Source organism: Streptomyces sp. NPDC020875 (genome assembly GCF_040641415.1).
Classification (GTDB): Bacteria; Actinomycetota; Actinomycetes; order Streptomycetales; family Streptomycetaceae; genus Streptomyces.
In genome coordinates, this window is sequence record NZ_JBFADP010000040.1 from 1 (window position 1) to 20,421 (window position 20,421).

Consider the following 20,421-nt stretch of genomic DNA (forward strand, 5'->3'; position numbering starts at 1 on the left):
GGCGTCACCGAACGAGCCAGCGCCCCACCACTCGTCCAATACGCCTGCCCCACCTGCGCCACCCGACACGGCGCCGGACCCTCCCCCGACGACATGATCGGCTAGGAAGTTTCGTTCGGGGCGACGAAAGGCCCTGGCGCCCAGCGCCAAGCGTCCCGTGCCCACCGACCCCTGGGAGCCGGTGGGCACAGGCACGTCACACCGTCACCGTCACCGTCACTTCCCCCGGTACGCGTTGTGGATCGTCATCGACCCCGTGTTGCCCTGCTTGTCGGCGACCGTCGCCCTCAGGTCGATCCCCTTCCCCTTCGCCGGGGTCTTCACCGTCACGCGGCCGTCCTTCACCGCCGCCTTGTGCCAGCTCGTCCCACCGTCGTACGACACGGACACCGCCAGCGACTTGAGGTTCTTTTCGGCCGCCGGGCCCTGCACCGTCACCGGGTACGTCTGGACGCGGCCCGCCGGGGCCGTGGATTCCAGACCCACCGCCGGGGCGAACCGGACGACCGACAGCGGCAGCCGGGTGACGTCGGCCGTGCGCTGCGAGCGGAACGTCCACGACGCGTCCACCTTCGTCGCCACCCGGCTGACATCCGGGGCCCGGGTGACGGATGTCGTCAGGGTGTAGGTCGCCTTCTCCTGCGGTAGCGCGCTGAACAGTTCGCCCGCGTCCGTCGGCCGGTCGACGTGGCCGACGAGGCTCGTACCCCGGTGGAGGGTGGTCCGTGCCGTGGCGTACGACGAGTCGGCGGTGTTGCCCCGGCCGTCCGCGAACAGCGGCAGCCGGGCCCGGAGCGCGTCGCCCGCGCGGAACACGCCCCACTCCTCGCCGACCATCGGGCCGTGGACGGCGGTGTTGAGGTCGACGCGGTACGTCTTCCCGGCCCGGAACTTCTCCGGCCCGGCCGACGAGTGCAGCGACTCGGGGTTCTGCCCGCCGTCCCGCGTGGTCAGCTGGGCGTGTTCCAGGGTCCACCGGACGCCCTGGGCGGTGGTCAGATAGCTGGTCCGGCGGGTCTGCGCGGGCTGGGTCACCATCGTGCCGCCGCCCAGGCCGCGGGAGAACTCGCCGTAGGCGGTGTACTGGCCGAACTTGCCGGGGACGGAGGCGCCGAGGCCGACGTCCACGCGGGCGAAGTCGGAGTTCCGGTAGTGCTTGGTGAGACCGGCCGGGAAGCGGGTGCCGCTGCCCTTGAGGGCGGTGTTGTAGTCGGTGCCGGGCTTCTCCCAGGAGCCGAAGAGGTGGTGGGTCACGGTCCCGCCGCTCAGGGCCGGACCGGCGTGCGCGGTCCGTACCTTGCTGAGGGGGAAGAACATGGACTGCCACTCGTACGCCGTCGCGCCCTGGCGCACCGTGTACCCCATGTTCGAGACCCCCTCACCGGCCTCGGGGTCGGGCACGGTGACACGGACCGGCCTGGTGGTGCGGGCGTCGAGGACCACGGTGGTGTCTCCCGTCAGCTCCAGCAGGGGCCGGACGATCAGGTCGGTGCCCTCGGTCGCGGGGTCGTACGACTGGCCGGTGACGGCGTAACGCCCCTTGGGGAGCCGTACGGACCGCTCCCCGGTGGCGGGGTCGACCGTCAGAACCCTGTCGGGGGCTTCCCCGCCGGGGAATCCGATCGCGGCGGCGGCGCCGGGGTCGGGCCTGCCGTCGCGGCCGATGGCCCGGATGGTCAGCTCGTACGACTCGGGTTCGCGGTTCACGGTGGTGGCGGTGCGCACCACCGTCCGGCCGTCGTCGCCCTTGGCCACGACAATGGCCTGATACCGGCCGTCCGTACTCCCGGCCGCCCTGACGTCCGCGGTCACGTCGACGGACGCGGTCCCGCCCGCGGGAACGGTCAGCCGGGAGGATCCGAGGCTGAAGAGACCGGCGGGGGCAGGTCGGCCGTCGGGGCCGGTCGCGGAGGCCAGTGCCAGATCGAGGGTGAGATCCGTCGTACCCGTGTTGCGGTACGTGATCCGCTCGGTGGCGAGTTCGGCGTCGTCGTGGGGCCAGCGGGGACTGCCGAGGGAGACCGAGGCGGGCTCGGCGACGACGTTCTGGGCGGTGGCCCGGTCGACGTCGATACGGCCGGTGCCCTGGTCGAAGACGCTGTACGGGCCGGGCTCGGCGGACCCGGTGAGGGCCGCCTTGATCCGGGCCCCGGTCCAGTCGGGGTGACGCTGCTTGAGGATCGCCGCCGCGCCCGCCGCGTGCGGGGTGGCCATGGACGTGCCGTCCATGTCCCGGTAGCCGTCGGTACCGGCGGCGGCCGCGGTGACGGCCACTCCGGGGGCGGTCACGTCCGGCTTGATGTTGCCGCCGTCGAGACGGGGTCCGCGGCTGGAGAAGTCGGCAAGGGCGTTTTCGCCGTCCACGGCTCCGACGGTCAGCGCCTCGGCGGCCGTACCCGGGGATCCGATGGTGGACGGGCCCGATCCGTTGTTGCCCGCGGCGATCGCGAAGAGGACGCCCTTCTCGGTCGTGTACTTGTTGACCAGGGCTTCCATGGGGTCGATACCCGGGGAGTCCTGGCTGCCGAAGCTCAAGCTGACGACATCGGCGCCCTCGGCGACGGCCCAGTCGATGGCCTCCATGATCTTGGAGAAGCTGCTGGAGCCCTGGGCGTCGAGGACCTTGCCGTTGAGGAGCGTCGCGCCGGGTGCGACACCCTTGTGGGTGCCGCCGGACGCGGCGCCCGTGCCCGCGGCCGTCGACGCGATATGAGTGCCGTGGCCGTGACGGTCGCCCGCGTCGGCGTCCGCGGTGAAGTTCCGCTCCGCGACGACCCGGCCCGCGAGGTCGGGGTGGCGCTTGTCGATACCGGTGTCGATGACGGCGATCTTCACCCCGGTGCCGTCGTACGAACGCGACCACGCCTTCTGGGCGCCGATCTGGCGGGTGGTGCGGTCCAGGCTGGCCTTCACGACGGCGTCGAGCCAGACCTTCTCGATCCCGGCGGTGGTGGTGAGCGCTCCGCTCCGGGTGGTCCGGGTGAGCGCGTCCCACAACTCCGCCGCCCCGATCGGGGATTCGGCGGCGACGGCCTCGGCGCCGACGGCGGGCAGGGCCCGGTGAGCCGTCGACGCCCGTACCGACTTCTTCGCGGCACCCGCCGACGGGCCCTTGTAGGTGACGATGGCCTTCACGCCGTCACCGTGGAGCCGACGCCCCTCGGGGCTCGCCAGTTCGGTGACGTCGAACAGCCGCCGGTCGAGCTTCCCGGCCGCGATCAGCCGCTGCGCGTCGTACGGGACGACGTAGGTACGCCCCTGGGCGCGTTCGGTCCGCACGGGTATCCCCTCACGGCCCTCGCCGGGCCGGAACTGCGTGATCCGCCCCCCGGCACCGACGACCACCCGGTCCCCGGTGATCAGCGTCACCGTCGTCCCGGCCCGGCCGCCCTGACGGGCCCCTTCGCCACCCGGCTGGGCCGACGCCGCGCCCGCTCCGGCGGTCAGCGCCGTCCCCAGCGTGACGGCGAGGGCCACCCTCAACGAACTCTTCGTGCGTCCGCGCACACGTCCTCCCGCGTCTTTCCCCGGGCCCGGACGGGTTCCGCGCCCTCCGGTTCCGGTGAGCGGCGGCGGAGGGGGTGGGTTCACCGAGCGCGATCGGTTGGCCGCGATTCGGACGATTCCCGTCAAGTGCTCTGGCAGGGTTCCTCTTGGCTTCCAGCCGCCGGAATACGGTTCGTACCTAGAACTGACCGCTGACCGCCCCCACGGCGAGCGCGCCGGCCCAGGCCCGCCGACTCACTGACGCATCTCGTACGCGCCCGCCGGCGACACGGCCTCCAACGCGTACAACTCGTAGGAAATGGCGGTGCCGTCGTCGCCGTGCCGGTCGGACGTGCCGACGCGGGTGAACCCAGCTTTGATCAGGACGCGGCCGGAGGCGGGGTTGTCGGGGTGGTGCATGGCCTCCAGCCGGTTCAAGCCGACGGTAGTGAAGGCGGCGGAGACCACGTGGATGGCGGCGTGGGTGGCGTAGCCGTGGCCCCAGCTGTCCTCCCGGAGGATGTAGCTGATGGTGCCCATGGACGGCGTGCGTCGCCTCAGCGCGATCAGGCCGATCAGCTCGTCCTCGGTGACGATGCCCCAGCTCCACTGTGCCCGCGGGGTTTCGGCGGCTCGGGCCAGGGCGGCGCGGATCTTGTCGTGGGCCTGGTCGAGGGTGAGGGGCCTGCCGGTGGTGTGCCGGATCGAGGCGCCGCTGTAGACGCGGGTGAGGGCAGGTGCGTCGTCGAGGGCCAGGGCGCGCAGAGTCACCATGCGGCGGTCAGCTCCCTCGCGGTGGGCCGGTCGGCGGGGTCGGGGGCGAGGCACGCGGTGATGGCGTCCTCGAACTCGGGGAACGACCAGGGCCGGATGTCGCGCAGCGTGATGGTGGTGCCCTTGGCGATGACGGCGAGCTTGTCCAGCCGGTCGAGGTCGTCGTCGTAGGCGACGGGGCGGTGGCCGGTCCAGCACCAGAACAGGGAGACGCCCAGGCTCCAGATGTCGGCCGCCGGCTGCGCCTGGACGTGCGTGTCCGCAGGGGTCGCGAGGACGGCGGTGGCGACTTCGGGGGCGGTGGTGTGGGTAAGGGCGCCCCGGTACGGGACGCGGCGGTGGCCGTCGTCGGGGCCGCAGGCGAGGGCGTAGTCGATGACCGCGGCGTGGCCGCCGGGCGTCACGAGGGTGTTGGTGGGCTGGACATCGGCGTGGGCCCATCCGGCGGCGTGCATGAGCGCGAGGTGCTCTGCCCAGGTGCGGGCGATGCCCGCGAGCCAGGGGCGGACCGAGGCGCGGTCTCCCTCCGGTTCGCGGGCGAGGGTGAGGGCCCGCCACAGGGGTACGCCGTCGATCCAGTTGGCGGCCAGCCACCGGCCGCCGTCCCATGTCCCGGCGCCTACCCGGTAGCCGGGGTCGAGGGCGTCGGCGGTGGTGAGGCGGAGGAGGTGGTCGTCCTCCTGGGCCATCTCGGCGGCCTTGCAGCCGGCGTTGTCGCCGTCGGGGTTGTTGGCCTTCAGCGCGACGGCGCCCTCGGGGCCCTGGACCTTCCAGGCCCGGGAGCCGCGCCGGTCGCTCAAGAGCTGGATCGCGGCGGGCTCCCCGGTGTGTCCGGTGAGGAGAGCGACGGCTTCGCCGGGGGGAGCAGGTGTCGGGCCCATCTGCGGATCTCCGTCCACTCGGTGGGGATGTTCTCGAACACGTCGCGGCCGTCGTCGTCGGCCGCGGCGAGCGCGGCGGCCAGGTCGGGGGTCGCGGCGAGGAAGCGTGGGTCGCGGCGGCGGACCGCGGCCCTCACGGGGAGGAACGAGGCAGGGGCGGCCGGGATCCGGCGGCCGGCCGCGGTGGCTTCCTCTTCGCCCGCGTAGAACTTGCCGAACATCACCCCGACCGGTCCGTAGAGGTTCTTCAGCACCCAGTGCGGCCAGGCGAACAGGTCACGGTGCCGGACACCGGGTACGTCGCCCAGCAGGACGATGTTCTCGCACCGCAGGGCGCCGTGGGGCCGGTTCAACAAGGGCCGCAACCACTCCGCGGCTTGGGCGCCCGCGTGGAAGAGCTCGGCCTGGACGGCTTCGGCGTCGCCGTCGGCGCGGTAGACCGTCCAGGTCGTCAGGCCCCGCTGGAGCGACGGGGCGAGGTAGGGGCAGTGAGCGGTCATCTGCCGCACATAGCCGCTGATGTCCACGGACCTGGGCCGGGTGGTGCCGGCCTCGACGAGGCGCAGCGCCCCGGCGGTGCGCCGGGGCGCCGCGCTGGTGCGGCCGGTGGTCACCGGCGGGCGGTCTCCGCCTGGCCCGGGGCGACGTCGTCGCCGTCGCCGCCGTCGGCGGGGCCGCAGTCCCACTCCGCGACCACGATGCCGGTCTTCCGGTAGCGGGCGACGGCGTCCTGATCGACGTTGCCGTCGGCGTCGGTGAACCAGATCTCCGGCAGCGGCCCGTACGCCTCTTCGTAGGCGGCGACCCAGGCGATCGGGCCGTGGCCGTTGTTCGCGACGTGCCGGATCGGCTGGCCGGCGGTCTCCAGGCACAGGGCCTCGTAGGCCGGGGTCCCGACCAGGTCGTGCCAGGCCGCGTCCACGGCCGGGGAGAACATCTCGGGTGCGGACCGGCCGGTGCGGAAGCGCCGGCCGGTGATGGTCAGGAACCGGCGCAGCTCGGTAATCGCGGTGCTCACGGTGGTGCCCCTCTCGGTGTCGAGTGGTGCTCCCCCGGCCCGGGTCGGGCCGGGGTGTGGTGCTCAGTGCGCCGAACACCCGGAGGGATCTCGTCCCGGCCGGGGCGCGGCCGTTTCGAGAACGGCGGTGACGAGCGCTTCGTGCGGGCCGCGGTCCAGCCGAAGTTCGGCCTCGATCAGACCGAGCGGGTCGTGGAGCACGGCGTGGGTGCCGCTCACCGCAGTCCCGCCGCGTCGTCCTCTTGGCCGTGGTCGCCTGGTGGCGGCGTCCGGGGCCCGGGCGGCGGGGAAGCAGGCGTAGCCGCGGGCGGCGCGGGCGACCAGTGCCGGGGAGGGCCGGCCGAAGGCGGGCGGCTGGAGGCCGCGGTCTTCCGGCTGGGCGTCGGCGGGTGTGGGTGCGCTCATGAGCACCGCCTCCGTGTGCTGAGTGCGTCGCGTCGGTGTCGTTCGACGCTACGGAGGCCGCCGCTCCGTCCTCAACGAGATTGCGGGAAATTGCGGAACTTCACTCCAGGGCGTCGATCGCGGCCTGGATGAGGGCACGGGCGGCGTCGCCGTGCACGGCCATCTGTGCGAGGCCGGCGAACGCCCGCGTGTAGTCGGCGAGCTCGCGCGGCTGCGTCACCTTGATCTCCGCCGTCAGTGTCTCGACCACGGCCACGGTGTCGTCGTGGAGGTAGAACGCCTCCAGCGGCCACACGGTGCGCTGCGCGGTGAACGGGATGATCCCCAGCGAGACCGAGGCGAGCGGCATCACCGCCAGGAGGTGGCGCAGCTGCCCGCGCATCGCCTCGGGATCGGCTGTGCGGAACCGCAGCACCGACTCCTCCATGAGCACGACGTAGCGGTGGCCGCCCTCGTAGAGGAAGCGGGAGCGGGCGATACGGGCGGCGACAGCTTCGGCGATGTCGTCGGGGGTGCCCTGGAAGCGGGTGATCTGCTCCATGAGGGCGGTCGCGAAGCCGGGCGTCTGGAAGAAGCCGGGCGGCACGTTGGAGACGTAGACCCGGCAGACGCGGGTCCGCTCGTGCACGGCGTTGCGTCCCTCTTGGACCTTGCGCATCCCGTCCTTGTGCAGGCGGCGCCACTCCAGATACATGGAGTCCACGGCGCGGGCGGTGGCGATGAGGTCCTCGGCCTGGTCGTCCGCGCCGCACGCCGAACACCACGCGCGGATGTCCCCGTCGGAGGGCGGGGCATCGCCCTTCTGGATGCGGGTCGTCTTCGCGGGATGCCAGCCACACCGGGCGGAAAGGTCCTTACCGGTGAGGCCGGCGTCCTTGCGCAGGTGCTGCAAGCGCAGGGCCAACGCCTCACGGGCGGCCTGTGCGCTGGACGAAGGGGATGCGCTCACGGTGCTCTGCTCAGCGGGCCTGGACGGTGTACTTCTCGTGCGGTACGCCCCGCTCCCAGACCGCCTCGAACGCGGCGGAGCAGAGCGCGACAGCGGCCGGGGCGGTGGTGCGTTCCTTGCCGTCGATCGCCCAGTCACCGGCGCCGGTGAAGTGGTGGAACTGCACGAGCCGGTCGTCCAGGAGCCAGAAGTCGTTGCCGGGCAGCGGGATGTCGGAGGCGCGGCGGCGGGGCAGCCAGCGCACGTCCTCGCCGGCCTGGAGGTTGAGCGGGGTGATGGCGTGCTCGTAGCGGATGTAGTCGGTGACCGGCTCGGAGACGATCCGGGCGCGGCGCATCACCACGCCGCGGGCGACCGCGTCCTGCACGAGCGGCATCCACTGGGGCCAGAAGGAACGGGCCGGGTCGAGGTTCGGAACGCCGGCCCGCAGGAAGGCCGCGTAGTCGTCCGTCTCGTCGCCGACGGCGTACAGGTCCCGCATCTCCAGGTGGACCGCCGCGTGGTGGGTGTCGGCGAGCAGTTCAGCGAACGTCGCGGTGTTCAGCTGCTGCGCGTTCAGCGGCATCGCACGCCTCCCTCAAGATCTGCACCATGTGGAACGGGATCCGGATCACCCGCTCGTGCGGCGGGATCCCCGTCTTGTGGCCGGCCACCCACTCGGTGGAGCCGACCAGGGACTTGAGGACGGCGTCGGCTTCCTCGCCCTGGAGGAGCAGGTCCGCGCTCTCCTCTTCCACCCACACCGTCGCTGATCCCTCACCGCCGGTGTTGGGGTCGATCCCGACGAACCGTAACGTCATCACGTACTCCCCTGGGACTCGGTTGCGCATAGTTGCGCGATGACCGTCCCGCGCTGGGGTGTCTCCGTCAAGGGCGTCTATCGCGGCGCCCGATTTCACGCCGATCAGGATCAAGATCGGAGGACCGCCCTCATGATCAGCCCGGAAGCTGCCGCTGGGAACCGGCAGTGGACTGCCGACCAGCTTTGATCGCTGCTGCGCGAGTACTGTCCTCTGCCACGGCGGCGGCCGATGGCTGGAAGAACGGTCTGTGTCGGCCCGAGGTCCGCGAACCCCTCCGGGCCGGGCCGACCCATGCTGCCCAAGGCCCTAGGCTTCCCACTGGCGTCTGCCGTGAGGGGTAGCCGCCCAGCCTGCCTGCGACGTCGGCGGCCGCACCCACGGAGCGAGGCGCTGACCAGGGGCTACGTCGTCGTGCCAGTACCTCAGAACGGTCTCCTGCACGATCTCGGTTCGCTCCGCCGCGATGAGACACGAGACCGGCTCCAGCCCTCCCGCGTCCGCCTCGAAGGCGACAAGGACAGGCGGTTCTTCACCGATCTGGCGGGTGACTCTTGCGAGTTCCTCGCTCGTCGGCGCGCGGAACACCGGATCGAGAAACTTCGCCGGGCAGTTGACAAGCGTCGGATCGCCGAAGACTAGCTCCAAGCCGTGGTGGTAGGTGAGATCATGCCCGGCCGCCAGTCGTAGCTCAGCAGCGTTGCAAGCGATGACATCCCAGTCCCACCAGGACCCCTCAGGTAGCTGAATGCCCACGCGCCGTCGTTCCGCGTCCACCTTCAGCTCCCCTCATTCGTTCGAACAAATCGACAGGCTACACACGGACTCAGCGCTACGAACTTGACTTTTTGCACACCTGAGGTGTCTGGATATGCCTGTTCCCCACCGGGCTCAGCCCGCGGCAGTTCGGCGAGCTGGTGACGGTTCTGCGGCACCAGTGTGCGGACGCGGTCCGCAAGGGTGGGCCGTAGAGCCCTCCGCTGAGGGACCGGGCCCCGTTGGGCGCAACGTACTGGCGAACGAACCTGATGTAGCGCTCGGGCAGCTCGCGCGGCCTCACATCCGGGACTTCAGCACATCCACCTCGCAGCCCGGCGCGAACGCGTCGAAGCCGTGCTCGACCAGCCAGCGGACCCCCAGCAGGCCGCGTACCGACCACCACGCGCGGATCACGTCGAGGTCGACGTCCGCGCCGTAGCCGACGAGGAGGTCGGCCAAGTGCTCCTGATGGCCGACGGTCAGAGTGGCGAGGTCGAACAGGGCGTCGCCCGGGCCCGCCTCGGACCAGTCGATGACGCCCGTGACCTCGTCGCCGTCGGTGAAGACATGCTCGATCTGGAGGTCGCCGTGGGCGAACACCGGAGTCCACGGCCGGATCGCCGCCTCGGCGACCCGGCGATTACGGGTGACCAGGTCGGCGGGGAGGATCCCCTTCGTCACCAGCAACTCGCACTCGTGGTCGAGTTCTACCGCGAGTTCCTCCGGGCTCCGGCGGCGACGGCCGGGCCAGGGCGGCAGGGGCGCCTCGTGCAACCGACGGACGGCGGCACCGGCCGCGACCCACGCCGCCGACGACCCGTTCGCAGGCCCGCCGAGGCGTCCGAGGGCCGTGCCCGGAAGGGCGGCGATCGCGAGAACGGGCGGCTTCCGCCACAGGACTTCCGGGGTGGGAACCGGGGCCAGGGACATCGCCTCGACCTCGATGTCGATCCGCGCCTGATCGGTGTCGACCTTCAGGAACACATCGCCGACGCGGAGGGTCGCGCGCTCGGCATGGGCGACGACGACTTCTACTTCATCCATGGGCGGCCAGTATCCCGGGCCGCGCCTCGGCACTCCCGGGTGCCGTCCCAAGACCCGGGCCGCGCCCGGCTGACCTGATGTTGTCGGCGGTCCGCGGCCCGCCTGTGGCTTGTCGCGCAGTTCCTCCCCCTATGCCTTCGGCAATGGGGGGGACCCCCAACCTATGCCTCGGCGATGGGGGGACCCCCAGCGCCTCGGCCCTCCGGGTGAGGCCCACGCCACCCGCCCAGCCGGGCGAGCCAGTCAGGCGACCGCGCGCCGTCGTGGGCCGTTCGCGCAGTTCCCCGCGCCCCTAAAAGCTCTCCCCGGCCTCGTCCCTGAGAAGAGGCCCGTCTCTCTGCGAAAGGGGCGAGGAGGGCAACCAGGGGCGCGGGGAACTGCGCGACCAGCCCACGACGGCGTGCGGTCGGCAATGGCCGATGTGGACACCCCACAGGCTCCGGGGTAAAGCGTCCAGCCGGAGGACCAAGGCGCTGGGCCCCCATCGCCAAAGGCATAGGGGGCGGAACCCTGCGAGTAATCACCCACGGGTCGCAGAGCGACAGCAGGCCGCCCGGCGTTACGCGCGCTGCCAGGTCTGGCGGGCGCGGGCCGTGGCGAAGAGGGCGTCCACGTCGGCGGGTTTGTGGACGCCGCCGAGCGCGCCCAGGGCCGGGACGTCCGCGTCGCGGACGATGCGGATGTCCCGGGGTCTCGGCGGGATGATTTCCAGTCGGGTCGCGTCGACCACGACGAGGACGGGGCGGACCGTCGTCGCCAGGGCGTGGGCGGCGCGTTCGGCGAGGCGGTAGGCGAGGCGGAGGGGCGGTATCTCCTCGTCGAGGCGGAATCTCGTCCGGAGTTCGCCGTTGGCGACGACGACCCGTAATCGGCGGGCGGGCACGTCGTGGACCGCGAGGACGCCGCCCGGGCCGACGGCGAGGTGGTCGATCCGGTCGCCGCCGGGCAGCGGCAGGGAGTGCAGGGTCCGCCAGCCCTCCGCGCCGAGCCGGTCGAGGGCCGCGCCGACGCGTTCCTCGGCGGCGAGCCGGGCCCGCGCGGCCCGGTGGGGGTCGCGGCCCAGGGACGCGAGGCGGCCCGGTGGCGGGAGATGGTCGAGGGCCGCGTGGAGGGCCTCGCCGGGCCGGTTGGGCGCGAGGTCGTCGTCGGGGTGGAGGGCGAGCCGGGTCAGTTCGGCGGAGGTGGGCACGGGCGGGGGCCCCACCGTGACGTCCCCGGTGACGTACGGCGCCAGGACGGCGAGCACTTCGGCGCGGAGTGACGTATGGACCAGGCGGATCCGGCCAGCCTCGACGGCGCCCCGGGCGCCCTCGCCGCCGTCCTCGCGGTCGTACCAGGCGACGATCCGGCCGTCTCGGGCGCGGACGTACAGCCGGTCGCCTGCCGGTGTGACGCGGAGTGACACCGTGATGACCTCACCTTCGGCCGCCGCCACCGGGCGTGGCGTTCCCGACCATGGGACCAGTCCCCGGCCCTCCTGGGCAATAACCTCGCCATGTCCGGCCGTAACCGACTCGGCGTCGGGTAGGTGGTGCACACTCTCACCGAACGAATGGTTCGAACGGGGTGGTGGATCCACCCCTTGTGGGCGTATGCCTGTGGTGCTTCGTGAAGGCGGAGCCTCGGGGAGGAGGCAGGCGTGTTCGGGGGGATCGACGAGGTCGAGTGGACCGGTCTGGAGCATGCCTACGGTCCGGCCGGTGACGTACCCGGGCTGTTGCGGGGGCTGGCGTCGGCCGATCCCGAGGTACGGGAGTCGGCGCTGGACGGCATGTACGGCGCCGTGCACCACCAGGGCGATGTGTACGACTCGACGCTGGCCTGCATACCGTTTCTGCTGGAGCTGGTGGCGGATCCGGAGGTGCCGGACCGTGGTGGCGTCGTCGAGCTGCTGACCAGCATCGGCGGGATCGAGCTGGACGGCGACGACGAGCTGGACCCGGAGGGCGAGGAGTTCGAGTCGGCGGCCAACTACGCGATGGCCGCTTCGGCGGTGACGGCCGGATCCGATGTCTTCCTGTCGCTGGTGGACTCCGAGGACCGGGGCGTACGGCTGGCGGTGCCGCTGGCGCTGGCCGCGTTCCATCAGGAACCGGCGCTGGTGCTGGCGCTGCTGCGGGAGCGGCTGAAGGTGGAGCAGGACCCGGAGGTCCGGTTCGCCTGTGTGGAGGCCGGCGGGCGGATCGCCCTGCGGCACGACCGGCTGGCCGGGGAGGTCGTGGAGTGGCTGACGGCCCTGACCCACGGCCCGCACGACGGCAAGCCGTCGGTGTACGACCCGGACGCCTACCGGCTCGGCCCCTCGCACCGGACGGCCCGGGGACCTGACGGCACGGGTGGCACCGGCGAGGGCGGCCGGGGCCCGGTGTCGAACGGGGTACGCGGCCCGCTGCTGGGCGCGCCGGGCGGCGGGCGGATGCCGGGGCGTTCGTACGATCCGGGGCTCAGGCTCTCCGCGATCGCCCAGCTCGCCCGGTGCGCGCCGGAGACCCTGCCCGCCGATGTGGTGCCGGGGGTGACGGGGCTGCTGCGGGAGCTGCGGGCGGCCCGGGTGACGGGTCCGGCGGGGCGGGCGGTGCCGCCGCAGGCGCAGGCGGGGACGGCGCAGCAGTCGGCGGCGGGTCCGGCCGGGCGGTTGCGTGAGTACCGGGAGACCGACCGGGTCGGGCGGGTCGCGCCGTGGACGGGCGATCTGCTGCGGACCCTCCACGCGGGGCTCGGTGACCGGGTGGACGACCGGATAGCGCTGCTGGCGGACCAGTTGTGCAGCCCCGACTGGGGGCAGCGGATCGACGCGGTCCGGATGAGCGGCGGGCTGATGCGGACCTGGCGCGGAGACTACGACGAGCTGGTGAGCCTGATCGGCGACCAGCTGGACGACGAGGAGCCCCGGCTGGCGGACGCGGCGGTCGCGGCGCTGGAGGATCTGCACCGGCTGGCGGAGCCCGCCGCCGACGCGCTCGCCGACTATGTGCGGTGCGGCCCCGACCGCTGGGTACGGCGGTGGGCGGAGGGCCCCGACGCGCTGAGCCGGGCCCTGGTGACGCTGGCCAGGACCGGGGACCCCCGGGCGGTGCCGGTCCTGCTGCGGCTGCTGGAGCGGGAGCACGCGCCCCGGGACCTGGGGTACGCGGTGGGGCATCTGGGCGCGGCGGCGGCGCCGCTGGTTCCGGTGCTGCGCGAGCGGCTGGGTGCCGTACCGCTGGACGACCGGCTGTACGACCACGCCGGGTCGCTGCTGTGGGCGCTGAAGGCGCTGCGGGCGACGGAGGCGATGCCGGAGGTGCTGCGGGTGCTGCGGGGCGCGCCCGCCTACCGGCGGGAGTGGGTGGTCGAGCTGGTGCTGCGGGCGCTGACGGCGTTCGGGCCGAAGGCGGCGGACGCGGCGCCGGATCTGCGGGCCCTGCTGGCGGACGCGGCCCGGGGCGACGCGCTGCCGGTGGCGTTCGGGGCGAAGGTGGCGGCGACGCTGTGGGCCGTGGAGGGCGACGCGGAGGCGGTGCTTCCGGTGCTGCGGGGGGCGCTGATGTCCCGCGACCAGGGTGCCCGGCGGGTGGCGGCGGAGGCGGTGGGCACGATGGGCCGGGCCGCTTCGGGCGCGGCGCCCGCTCTCGTACCGCTGCTGTCGGCGGCGGATCCGTGGACCCGGGTGGACGCCGCGCACGCGCTGTGGGCGGTGACCGGGGACGCGGACCGGTCGTGGCCGGTGCTGCGGACGGCGTGGGAGTCGCTTCCGGCGACCCGGATCGCGACGGCCGAGCTGCTGTCGCGGAGCGCGGCCGAGCCGGGGGCGGCGGCCGGGGACCCGGACCGGCCGTGGCCCTCGGGCGCGGCGGCGCTGCTGCGGTCGGAGCTGTCGTACGTCCGTCGCCACAACGCGATAGACGGAGGATATGGCAGTCATGACATCGTGAGGGACGAGAGGCTGCTGGCCCTGTGCCGACAGGCGCTTAACGGGAGGAACCTTTAATGATCATCTTCGGTACCAAGGGATATCTGTACCAGCTCGCGATAGTGACGCTGGTCTGCGGCCAGTGCGGCAATCCGGCGGCGCACACCCTGCGCAAGCGGGTCACGAAGTTCACGCTCTTCTTCGTGCCGCTGTTCCCGTTCTCCACGAAGTACGGCACGCAGTGCACGTTCTGCGGGGCCGAGTCCCAGCTGAACCAGCAGCAGGCCGACGCGTTGCAGGCGCAGGCGGTGACCGGCGGGGCGGTGCCGGGCGGGGCTCCGGGACACGGCGCGCAGGGTGGGGCTCCGGGGTACGGCGGGCCGCAGCAGGCGAACCCGTTCGCGTCGGGCAATCCGTTCCAGCAGGGCGGCGGTCCCGGCCAGTCGGGCAATCCGTACCAGCGCTGACGCCGCCGGGGCGGCCGCGCGGGGGCGCGGAGGCCGGTCCGGGGGGCGCGGGGTGTGGTGTCCGTCCGGCGGACGGACGGGTCCGGGGGTCCGGTCGGCCATCTCATATGGTTGACGGGGACCTCATGTCCGCCGTCCGCCCGCCCGACCCGTACCGACCCTTCCGCCCGTTTCGTACCGCCCGCACCCGGCGAGGAGATCCTTGCGTCCGCACCGTCACCGGATACGCCGGATTCGCCGTTCGCCCGTCCTGCTGGCGCCGCTCGCCGCAGGGGTGGCCGCCGGGGCGGCGGCGCTGCTGCTGGCAGGCTGCGGTACGGCGGGTGAGCTGCGGAGCCACGGGCCGACGCCGACCGCGACCGGCCCCATCCGGCTCTGGCCCGATCTGCCGCCGGTCACCGCGCCGCCCTACGACTACGGGGAGATCGACACCCTGGTCATTCCGGAGGTCCGGGTACCGAAGGGCGGAGTCAGGGCGCTCGACCCGATCGAGGTGATCCGGGCCGAGGCGAAGGCGAACCCGTCCGCGTACACCGGTCCGGACGGTGAGCCGCTGCCCCTGATCCTGACCCGGCTGGACGCCTGCAAACGCGGCAAGGACGCCCTGCGGGACGGGGCCGACGGCGCGGCGCCGAAGCCGGGCGACTGCCCGGTGCTGGCGCCGTACTACATCGATCTGACCGGCGACGGCCGCGAGGAGTTGATCACCGGCGTCCGGGTCGGCAGCCAGCTGACCGAGGTCCGGGTCTATATGTCCGGCGCGAAGAAGGACCTCTCCGTACTGACCCGGATCATGTCGACCTCCGACCAGCTCGTGAGCGTCGACGTGGCGGGCCGGGACATCATTCTGCGGTCGGTCTCGGCGGGCATCCCCGGGTACGAGTACCGCACGGCCTGGTCGTGGGACGCGCAGCATCAGGCGATGCTGCCGACCCGGGACGAGATCGTCGAGGTCAAGTCGCCCTCCTCGAAGCCGGTCCCCGGCGCGTCGATCACCGCGTCCGCGTCGGCCGCGGGCTCCGGCGGCGGTACGGGCACGGGGCCGGGCTCGGGCGACGGCACGGGGGACGGCGGCGCGGAGGACTCCAGGCCATGACGCGTCCCCAGAAGCCCTCGGCCCGGGACACGGGTCCGGACCCGCGCCAGGACGCGGCGCCGACCCGGGACGGCGACGCGTTCCCCGCGCCCGGCGGGGGCACCGGCCCCGCCACGGAAACCAGCACCGGAGCGGACCACCCAACCGGCCCCGGAACCGGCGACGGCCGGACCACGGCCACCGGGCCCGGCGGCCCGGACGCGGCCGACCCGGGCGGCACGGCCGACGCACCCGCCGCACCCGGCGTGACCGGCGCGCGGGGCCCGGACACCCGGGGGGCGCGGCCCGTACCGCTCCCCCGGCGCCCCTCGCGACCCTCGCGACCCCTCCGGCCCGGGTCCCCCGGGTTCCGGCCGCGCGCCCGGCTGCGGCTCCGGCCGCGCCGCCCCCGCTGGACCGCGACCCTGACCTGGAAGGCCGCGCTCTTCATCACCGTGATGTGCTGCGGTCTGGCCACCCTGCTCGGTGTGCTGGTCCACGTCGGCGTGACCCGGCAGACCGTGGACACCTCGCGGCAGAAAGCGCTGGACCGGCTGGAGGAGGTCACCGCCGCCTACCAGGCCGGGCAGCCGCTGCCCAAGTTCGGCGGCATCGACTCGCCGGGCCTCCCGGCCGAGCTGCGGGAAATGGCGCTGAACGGCGAGCGGGGCACAATGGTCGCCCGGTTCCGGGAACGCCCCACGATGTGGGCGGCGGGCCCGGCCGACGGACGGGCCATCGCCGTCCGGGTCGACTACACCCACGCCGCGCGGACCATCGCCGCCCTGGACCGGGCGATCCTCGGCTCGGCGGGCCTGGCGATCGGTACGACGCTCCTGGTGGGCGCCGTCGCGGTGACCCGGGTGACCCGGCGGCTGCATCTGACGGCACAGGTCGCCCGGCGGATCAGCGCCGGAGATCTGGACGCCCGGGTGGACGACCCCAGGACCAAGGACCCGTCCCGCCCGCTGGACGAGGTGGCGACGGTCTCCGGGGCGCTGGACACCATGGCGTCGTCGCTCCAGCACAAGCTGCTGAGCGAGCAGCGGTTCACCGCCGATGTGGCACACGAGCTGCGGACCCCGCTGACCGGACTGACGGCGGCGGCCGAACTGCTGCCGGACGGCCGCCCGGCGGAACTGGTCCGCGACCGGGTCCGGGCGATGCGGTCGCTCACCGAGGACCTGCTGGAGATCTCCCGGCTGGACGCGGGCCGCGAGACGGTCGACCTGGCCCTGTACGAGCTGGGGGTACTGGCCGAGCGGGTGGCCCGCGCGTCGGGCACCGCGACCGAGGTCCGGGTCGTACAGGACGCGCTGGTCGAGACGGACCGGCGGCGGCTGGAACGGGTCCTGGGCAATCTGGTGGCCAACGCGCACGGCCACGGCGCCGCACCGGTGGTGCTGTCGGTCGACGGGCCGGTGGTCACGGTCCAGGACGGCGGCCCCGGCTATCCGGCGTACCTCCTCGACCACGGACCCGAACGGTTCCGTACCGAGGGCGGCGCGAAGGGCCACGGCCTCGGGCTGACCATCGCCGTGGGCCAGGCGTCGGTCCTGGGCGCGACGCTGACGTTCCACAACCCGCCGGAGGGCGGCGCGCTGGCCCGGCTGGAGCTGCCGCGCGGAACCGGGCCCGTGGACTGAGAGACGAGCCCCGCCGTACGACCCCGGACGGACCGGCTGACCGGGCGCCCGCGTCCGGTGGCGTACGACCGGACCGTCGGCCCGCCGGGACCGGCCACCGGCCCGCGGGAGCAGCGACCGACCCCATCCCCGCGTGAACCGGACGCTCCCCGGACCGGAACGCCCACACCCTCCCGCAAACAGGACGCGCACACCTCATACATAACGGACATAAACCTCGGCTCTTGCTACGTTTCCCCGCATGACCGCAAGCGCAGACCCCGGCCCCGGCCCCGGCGCGCACACCGCGACGGCCCGGGGAACTGCCCGGGGAACGGGCCCGGCGGAGGCGGAGGAGGCCCCACCGGCGCCCCCCGGGCGGCGCGGCGCCGAACTCTGCCTGCTCGTCGGCGCGGTGGGGATCCCCGTCTTCGGCTATGCCGCCGTCGGCCTCGGACGCGGTGGTTCCGTACCGCCCGACGTCCTCGGCTACGCCGCCGGACTCGGCGCCCTCGCCCTGGTCGCCCATCTCGCGGTCCGGCTGCGCGCCCCCCGCGCCGACCCCCTCCTGCTGCCGATTGCCGTCCTGCTCAACGGCCTCGGCCTGGTCCTCATCTACCGGCTCGACCTCGACACCCCCGGCGAGGTCGCCGCCCCCGCGCAACTCGTCTGGTCGGCCCTCGGCGTCGGTCTCTTCACGGTCGTCGTGGCGCTGCTGCCGGACCACCGGATCCTGGCCCGCTACGCCTATGTCTCCGTCGTCACCGCCCTCGCCCTGATGGTGCTGCCGATCCTCTTCCCGCCGGTCAACGGCGCCCGGATCTGGATCAGGCTCGGCGCCCTGTCCTTCCAGCCCGGCGAGTTCGCCAAGGTCCTGCTGGCGGTCTTCTTCGCCGCCTATCTCGCCGCCAACCACCGCACCCTGTCCGCCCGGGGGCGCGGTCTGCGCCGATTCCGGCTGCCGCCAGCCCGGGTACTGAGCCCGGTCGTCACGGTCTGGCTGGTCAGCGTCGGCGTCCTGGTCCTGGAACGCGACCTCGGTACGTCCCTGCTCTTCTTCGGCCTCTTCGTCCTGATGCTGTACGTGGCCACCGGCCGGACCGGCTGGATCCTGGCCGGGCTGGCGCTGGCCTCGGCGGGCGCGTACGCCGTCGGCACCCTCGAACCCCATGTCCACGGCCGGGTGGACGACTGGCTCCGCCCCTTCGCCTCCATCGACGCGGGCCTGGGACCCGACCAGATCGCCCAGTCCCTGTTCGCGTTCGGCGCGGGCGGACTGCTCGGCACCGGGCTCGGCCTCGGCCACTCCGTCCTCATCGGCTTCGCCGCCAAGTCGGACTTCATCCTCGCCACCGCGGGCGAGGAACTGGGCCTTGCCGGGCTGGTGGCGCTGATCCTGCTCTACGCCCTGCTGGTGGCCCGCGGCTACCGGGCGGGCCTCGGACTCCGCGACGACTTCGGGCGGCTGCTCGCGGTCGGACTCGCCTCCATCGTGGCGCTCCAGGTCTTCGTGATCACCGGCGGGGTGACCGGACTGATCCCGCTGACGGGCATGGCGATGCCGTTCCTCGCGCAGGGCGGCTCTTCCGTGGTCGCCAACTGGATCATCGTGGCGCTGCTGATCCGGCTGAGCGACGCCGCCCGGGACCCCCTCCCGGGCGGCCCCGATCCGATGGCCGCCCGCTCCCCGCTGCTCACCGGTGAAACGGGCGGACCCGGCGAAGCTCCGGGACGGACTCCGGGCGGGACTCCCGGCCGGGCGGCGGGCCGGTGATCCGCCCCATCCGGCGGGCGGCCGGACTCTGTCTGCTGCTGCTGGCGGCGCTGCTGGTCAACGCGGCCCGGGTCCAGGTCGTCGACTCCCCCGAACTGGACCGGAATCCGGCCAACCGGCGCGGCCCGATCGCCCGCTACTCCGAACCGCGCGGCGACATCCTCGCCGGGGACCGGGTGATCACAGGCTCCCGCGACACCCGGGAACAGCTCCGCTTCGAACGCGTCTACCCGCAGGGGCCGATGTACGCGCCGGTGACCGGCTACGCCTCGCAGACGTACGGCACGTCCCTCGTCGAACACACCGAGGACGCGGCGCTCTCCGGCGCCGACCCGCTGCTCTCGGCGATCCCCCTCTGGAACGACCTCACCCGGTCGCGGCGGCCCGGCGGCAAGGTCTTCACCACCATCGAACCGGCCGCCCAGGAAGCCGCGTTCCGGGGGCTCGCGGGCCGCCGGGGCGCCGTCGCCGCCCTCGAACCGTCGACCGGCCGGATCCTGGCCCTGGTCAGCAGCCCCTCCTACGACCCCGGAGAGCTGTCCGGCACCGGCCCGGCGACCCGGGCGGCCTGGCACCGGCTGACGTCGGCGGCCACCCAGCCGATGCTGAACCGGGCGATCCGCCAGACCTATCCCCCGGGCTCCGCCTTCAAGATCGTCACAGCGGCGGCGGCCCTCGACGCGGGCCTGGTCCGGAACGTGGACGCGCCGACGGACACCCCGGAGCCGTACGTCCTGCCGGGCACCAGGACCCGGCTCCCCGACGCCACCGAGGGCTGCGGCGGCGCGTCCCTCGCCTACGCCGTCCAGTGGTCGTGCAACTCGGTGATGGCCGCGCTCGGGGCGAGGACCGGACTCCCGGCGATACTGCGGACCGCGGAGAGCTTCGGCTTCAACGACCGGTCACTGCGGATCCCGGCCCGGGTCGCGCCGTCGAACTTCGACACCCGGATGTCCGTCGACCAGGTCGCGCTCTCCTCGATCGGCCAGTTCAACACCACCGCGACCCCGCTCCAGATGGCGATGGTCGCCGCCGCCGTCGCCAACGGCGGCCAGCTCCGGCGCCCCTACCTGGTGGACCGGGTCACCACCGCCGGAGGCCGTACCGTACGCCAGTACCACCAGCGCCACTACCGCCAGGCCATGAACCCCTCCACCGCACACCGGCTCCAACGGCTGATGATCCGGGTGGTCGAGGACGGCACCGGCCGGAACGCGGCCGTCCCGGGCGCCCGGGTCGGCGGTAAGACGGGCACCGCCCAGCACGGCCCCGACAACACCGGCATCCCCTACGCCTGGTTCATCGCCTGGGCCCAGGGCGACGACGCGGTCCAGCCCGGGGTCGCGATCGCCGTCGTGGTCGAGGACGCCGAGGCGATCCGCGGCCGGGTCAGCGGCAACGGCAGCGCGGCACCGATCGCCCGCGCGGTGATAAGCGCCGTACTGGAAACCCAGCCGACCCGCTGACCTCGG

Annotated in this window: 17 protein-coding genes and 1 pseudogene; 6 read left to right on the forward strand and 12 right to left on the reverse strand. The window is 73.4% G+C overall.

Going from position 1 to position 20,421, the window contains the following annotated elements; translation table 11 throughout:
• Positions 1-216 precede the first annotated feature (216 nt).
• The 12 genes and pseudogenes from AB0G74_RS22795 to AB0G74_RS22850 all read right to left on the reverse strand — a co-directional run bounded on the left by AB0G74_RS22795 (position 217) and on the right by AB0G74_RS22850 (position 11,521).
• Positions 217-3,507, reverse strand: coding sequence for a S8 family serine peptidase (locus tag AB0G74_RS22795; protein WP_361149114.1), 3,291 nt, complete (start codon positions 3,505-3,507; stop codon positions 217-219).
• 234 nt (positions 3,508-3,741) lie between these two features.
• The gene (locus tag AB0G74_RS22800; RefSeq protein WP_361149116.1) at positions 3,742-4,260 is read right to left on the reverse strand and encodes a GNAT family N-acetyltransferase; all 519 of its coding nucleotides are present in this window, start codon (positions 4,258-4,260) and stop codon (positions 3,742-3,744) included.
• Complete coding sequence (locus AB0G74_RS22805; protein WP_361149118.1) at positions 4,254-5,141, reverse strand: protein kinase; 888 nt, start codon at positions 5,139-5,141, stop codon at positions 4,254-4,256. The genes AB0G74_RS22800 and AB0G74_RS22805 overlap by 7 nt, the downstream gene beginning before the upstream one ends.
• Positions 5,057-5,755 (reverse strand): DUF6875 domain-containing protein, encoded by a 699-nt coding sequence (locus AB0G74_RS22810; protein ID WP_361149120.1) that lies wholly within the window; start codon positions 5,753-5,755, stop codon positions 5,057-5,059. Before AB0G74_RS22810 ends, AB0G74_RS22805 begins: the two co-directional genes overlap by 85 nt.
• On the reverse strand, positions 5,752-6,159 hold the full coding sequence (locus AB0G74_RS22815; RefSeq protein ID WP_361149123.1) for a hypothetical protein: 408 nt from the start codon (positions 6,157-6,159) through the stop codon (positions 5,752-5,754). The genes AB0G74_RS22810 and AB0G74_RS22815 overlap by 4 nt, the downstream gene beginning before the upstream one ends.
• A 117-nt stretch (positions 6,160-6,276) precedes the next feature.
• Positions 6,277-6,378: pseudogene (locus tag AB0G74_RS22820) on the reverse strand (restriction endonuclease); the annotation flags it as partial.
• 286 nt (positions 6,379-6,664) lie between these two features.
• Positions 6,665-7,513 carry a helix-turn-helix transcriptional regulator gene (locus tag AB0G74_RS22825; protein WP_361149127.1) on the reverse strand — a complete coding sequence of 283 codons (849 nt, stop codon included), beginning with the start codon at positions 7,511-7,513 and terminating at the stop codon, positions 6,665-6,667.
• 10 nt (positions 7,514-7,523) lie between these two features.
• Complete coding sequence (locus tag AB0G74_RS22830; RefSeq protein ID WP_361149130.1) at positions 7,524-8,078, reverse strand: DUF6879 family protein; 555 nt, start codon at positions 8,076-8,078, stop codon at positions 7,524-7,526.
• Positions 8,035-8,313 carry a hypothetical protein gene (locus tag AB0G74_RS22835; protein ID WP_361149132.1) on the reverse strand — a complete coding sequence of 93 codons (279 nt, stop codon included), beginning with the start codon at positions 8,311-8,313 and terminating at the stop codon, positions 8,035-8,037. The genes AB0G74_RS22830 and AB0G74_RS22835 overlap by 44 nt, the downstream gene beginning before the upstream one ends.
• A 309-nt stretch (positions 8,314-8,622) precedes the next feature.
• Positions 8,623-9,090 (reverse strand): hypothetical protein, encoded by a 468-nt coding sequence (locus tag AB0G74_RS22840; RefSeq protein WP_361149135.1) that lies wholly within the window; start codon positions 9,088-9,090, stop codon positions 8,623-8,625.
• A 279-nt stretch (positions 9,091-9,369) separates the two neighbouring features.
• The gene (locus AB0G74_RS22845; protein ID WP_361149137.1) at positions 9,370-10,116 is read right to left on the reverse strand and encodes a phosphotransferase; all 747 of its coding nucleotides are present in this window, start codon (positions 10,114-10,116) and stop codon (positions 9,370-9,372) included.
• A gap of 559 nt (positions 10,117-10,675) precedes the next feature.
• The gene (locus AB0G74_RS22850) at positions 10,676-11,521 is read right to left on the reverse strand and encodes a nuclease-related domain-containing protein (protein WP_361149140.1); all 846 of its coding nucleotides are present in this window, start codon (positions 11,519-11,521) and stop codon (positions 10,676-10,678) included.
• Positions 11,522-11,755: 234 nt separating this feature from the next.
• Between AB0G74_RS22850 and AB0G74_RS22855 the strand changes: the two genes are divergently transcribed.
• The 6 genes from AB0G74_RS22855 to AB0G74_RS22880 all read left to right on the forward strand — a co-directional run bounded on the left by AB0G74_RS22855 (position 11,756) and on the right by AB0G74_RS22880 (position 20,415).
• The gene (locus tag AB0G74_RS22855) at positions 11,756-14,086 is read left to right on the forward strand and encodes a PBS lyase (protein ID WP_361149143.1); all 2,331 of its coding nucleotides are present in this window, start codon (positions 11,756-11,758) and stop codon (positions 14,084-14,086) included.
• Positions 14,086-14,475 carry a zinc-ribbon domain-containing protein gene (locus AB0G74_RS22860; protein WP_361149146.1) on the forward strand — a complete coding sequence of 130 codons (390 nt, stop codon included), beginning with the start codon at positions 14,086-14,088 and terminating at the stop codon, positions 14,473-14,475. Before AB0G74_RS22855 ends, AB0G74_RS22860 begins: the two co-directional genes overlap by 1 nt.
• A 202-nt stretch (positions 14,476-14,677) precedes the next feature.
• Entirely contained in the window at positions 14,678-15,571 is an 894-nt protein-coding gene (locus AB0G74_RS22865) for a hypothetical protein (RefSeq protein WP_361149149.1), read from the forward strand.
• A 437-nt stretch (positions 15,572-16,008) separates the two neighbouring features.
• Positions 16,009-17,196: a HAMP domain-containing sensor histidine kinase gene (locus AB0G74_RS22870; protein WP_361149264.1), complete on the forward strand. Its 1,188-nt coding sequence runs from the start codon at positions 16,009-16,011 to the stop codon at positions 17,194-17,196.
• A gap of 241 nt (positions 17,197-17,437) precedes the next feature.
• Complete coding sequence (locus AB0G74_RS22875; RefSeq protein WP_361149152.1) at positions 17,438-18,949, forward strand: FtsW/RodA/SpoVE family cell cycle protein; 1,512 nt, start codon at positions 17,438-17,440, stop codon at positions 18,947-18,949.
• Positions 18,946-20,415 carry a penicillin-binding transpeptidase domain-containing protein gene (locus AB0G74_RS22880; RefSeq protein WP_361149155.1) on the forward strand — a complete coding sequence of 490 codons (1,470 nt, stop codon included), beginning with the start codon at positions 18,946-18,948 and terminating at the stop codon, positions 20,413-20,415. The genes AB0G74_RS22875 and AB0G74_RS22880 overlap by 4 nt, the downstream gene beginning before the upstream one ends.
• Positions 20,416-20,421 lie beyond the last annotated feature (6 nt).